The sequence below is a fragment of the Cedecea sp. B1(4) genome (genome assembly GCF_059414925.1).
This window is the reverse complement of record NZ_JCAHMZ010000393.1, coordinates 1-307: the sequence shown is the minus strand read 5'-3', so window position 1 is coordinate 307 and position 307 is coordinate 1. Positions and strand designations below refer to the sequence as shown.

Annotated in this window: 1 pseudogene; it reads right to left on the bottom strand. The window is 68.7% G+C overall.

The window, feature by feature from the left end:
- Positions 1-106: 106 nt before the first annotated feature.
- Positions 107-307: pseudogene (locus ACR6JA_RS23440) on the bottom strand (hypothetical protein); the annotation flags it as partial.

Here is a 307-nt window from a genome sequence, read left to right as displayed (position 1 = left end):
CCGTTGGGGCCGATCAGCGAGGTCAGCCGCCCCGCCGGAAACCGCGCGTTGACGTCGGACAGCACGGCGCGCGCGCCCTAGTGTTTGGAAAGATGCTTGACGGTAATCATGCGGTGCCCCGCGCCCGCGCCATCAGTGCGAGGAACCAGGCGCCGCACGCCAGGTTGACCAGGATGCCGACGGTGGTCCGGTAGTTGAAGAGATGCTCCACTGCCAGCTGGGCCAGCAGGAACAGACCCACCGCGATGGCGCAGCCGGCGGACAGGGTGACCCGGTGCCGGCGCGTGCGCGTCAGCGCATAAGCCAT